Annotated in this window: 1 protein-coding gene and 1 pseudogene; both read right to left on the reverse strand. The window is 44.0% G+C overall.

The window, feature by feature from the left end:
* Positions 1-20: 20 nt before the first annotated feature.
* Positions 21-428, reverse strand: coding sequence for a hypothetical protein (locus tag ACFIKX_RS05180; RefSeq protein ID WP_375661224.1), 408 nt, complete (start codon positions 426-428; stop codon positions 21-23).
* Positions 425-2,951 (reverse strand): annotated as a pseudogene (locus tag ACFIKX_RS05185) (hemagglutinin repeat-containing protein); the annotation flags it as partial. The pseudogene ACFIKX_RS05185 and the gene ACFIKX_RS05180, both read right to left, overlap by 4 nt.

A 2,951-nucleotide genomic window follows, 5' to 3' on the forward strand; every position in this document is an offset into this window, starting at 1 on the left:
TCGGTCATCACAAACAAAACTTAAGGCTTGCATTCATCCGCGTTTTTATACCTTCTACAAAACGGGCTGTTTAAGCGCTTTGCGACACTTCTCTTCGGGATGACAGCACCAGGCTGACAAATGGGGAGGTCTCTACCGTTAAAAGGAGAACACCAGCTAGCTCTCCCTTTATAATGGAATCCTGCTTGGATCATGCAAGCATCAATCGTTGCATTCTCATTGTTGCTTAACTTTTGAACTTCATCCTCAAGATAATTAAGGTGTGGCAAACCACATTCTAGCAATGCTTTTCCTACCTCCGTAGAATCTGCTCCTAGCTTCTCCCACACAGCCGTCTCTCCTCGAGGAGGTTTATCAATGTTTTCAATGTCACATCCAGCAACCGTTAACAAAATGAGCAGGCTTAATAAATTAAAAAACATTTTCATTTTTTGTTCCCTGTTCTCGTTGAATAAAGTTTTTTAAAATCAAATGAACCATAATTAATTTGACACTCACGACTCGCATCAGCATAACAATTATGGGGGCTCGGGTTAAGGCCCAAGACCGCTCTCCCCATCTCTCTGATTGGATTAGTTGCTATAGTAAATAAACTGTTTGCTGCAAATATCGTCATATAAAAAGGATTTTTTATACCTTTCTCCAAAAGTGAAAAATCTAGATTTAAAGGTGCCTTATAAGCCGTAGGCCAATTGTAACCAATCACTGTACTAATGGGGTCTAACATATGACCTTGTGTGTAGATATAATTTTTTTCGCCATCGCTTAGATAATCTACTGTATTGGCCATCGATTGCATGTGAGCAGCCGCTCCAACAAGATAGAAGTCTGTTTTCTTGGCTACACTGTGGATACCATGTTCTTGCAAGTCATTTGCTCCATTGCGTATTGTTAAGGTACCCCGGCTATGCCCACTAACAATAGCATTGTCATTGCCATAACGATAGATAAAATCTTGGAACTTTTTGGTTGAATTGGTCAACCCCCAAGAGCCCCCTTCAAAAAACTTTTGATAAAATGCTACCCCTAATTCTACCAGCACATCGTCAGCTTGGGGAAAGTATGTAAAATAAAGGGGACCATTTTTATTAACAGCCAATTGGACAGCATTACCGGCTGCTTCATCTGGTGAATTAAAAATGCCATTGTAGAACATATAAACAGCACCATTAGGGCCTTTTTGTAAATGCTTTTCTTCCTCTGGCTTTAAAAAGTGATACAGAGTGATATATTTTCCATCACTGCCTTTTATANCATTTTACGAACCCCATCCCATATATCAAACCATTCATCTACCCATTTATTTCTCATACCTAAACGATTACGCAATATATCCTCAAGCGGTGCGACATCTAGCTGTCCTACAGCTTGGTGGGCTGCTGCGGTGTTGCGGTTGAGAGAGCCAATGATTTGTCCAGCATCTTGCCCCATCGCCCTCTGTCCAGTTGTATCAGTAAGAATGATAGTCCCATCGCTGATAGCAGATTTGGTTTCCCCTTCTGCTGCATCCTTGGCTTTGCCGTGATTTAAAACATTCTTGGCAATGTTCTTTATCGTGTCATTCCCAGAAAGGCTAAACCCATGGCTGCTGGCTTTAGCATGGGCACTGTTGCTGATATCACTGGTGCTAATGCTTCCTGTGGTCAGGCTGTTTTTGTCCGCCGAGGCTGTGCTTTCAATAATACCTCCGGTCAGCGTTGTTTTGTCTTTAACTATGATATTAAAGCCGCCATCACCCGCTTTGATGCCTGATTGCTCCACAACACTATGATAATCACTAGAGGATTGATCCTTTTGGAAAGAGGCGCTCATGGCCCCCCCACCACCCGTTTGTCCAGCACCAAACCCAACAGAAACAGAGTTTTGCTTACTGGAAGTTTGTCCCGTATCACTGCGGCTGGTAATGGCAAAATCACCCCCTACTTCCATTTCTACACGCTCTCCAGAAACCACGGCGCCTGCCAATGTGGTGTTTGCCCCACTCGTGGTATGAACAGTGCCGGTGCCTATAATATGGCTGTTTTTGTGTTGAACTTCCTCACTGGAACCTTCCCCTTGACTAAAAGCAGCACTGCCCGTTGCCCCTGCGCCACCCGTGCCATAACCGGTGCCAACACTCATTGAAGCACTTTCACTGCTGTTTTGTGTGCTTTGCGTGTTTTGTGCACTTTCAAAGATGATATCTTTACCTGCTTCCATGGTGATCTTTCCGCTCTGTGCATCATTTTCCAGCACATAGATTGGATTGGTACCAGCGATAATATCAGCGCCAACACCATGAATGCTGCCTTTGTGGGCTTGCATGTTAACAGCGCGTCCGCCTTCTATGCTATCTGTCACCGCTGTGGAGACTTGAGAAGAGGCTTCTGTTTTCTCAGTTTTAAAGCCCACGGTTACACTGCCAGATGCACCAGCCATATTGGCAAGAGCATCCTTGGTGGAGCCCCCCAATCCTCCTAATGAGCTACTCAGTCCTTTGGTTACGTTCCCCTTTTCCCCCGTATTGCCAGTCAGCCAATTAACAAAGGTTTTGCCTTTACTATAAAGATGACTGATTTTCATGCCAGTCAGTATGCCATTAATAACTGTATTGTTACCATCCTTATTATTCATGTGATCTGCGGCATCTTTTAGTCCTTGTACCGTGCCAAGGACACCGATATCAACGGAAGTTGTCACACCAGCAAAAGACTTTTCATGCTTTTCTTTTGCGTTAGAGGTATCATAGCTTTCTGATAGGGTGATATTATTGCCGGCATCAATGTTGACATCACGATCCGCCGAAACAATGGCTGCTTGCATATTTACATCATTGTCAGCAGTAATCTGCACATCTTGGCGTGCCGTGATGTGTGATTGTGTGGAAGTATTTTCCCATTGATCGCCGGTATCTTTGGCGCTTGCAATTCCAACCCCCAAGGAAGCACCGCTGTTGCTCTTTTCAAACTGAA

The sequence above is a fragment of the Bartonella sp. CM86QHHN genome (genome assembly GCF_042194695.1).
In the GTDB taxonomy this organism is placed as follows: Bacteria; Pseudomonadota; Alphaproteobacteria; order Rhizobiales; family Rhizobiaceae; genus Bartonella.

What these genes read in the sequence shown, in the direction of transcription:
- ACFIKX_RS05180 (WP_375661224.1), bottom strand. Translation starts at nt 428, where the DNA reads ATGAAAATGTTTTTTAATTTATTAAGCCTGCTCATTTTGTTAACGGTT.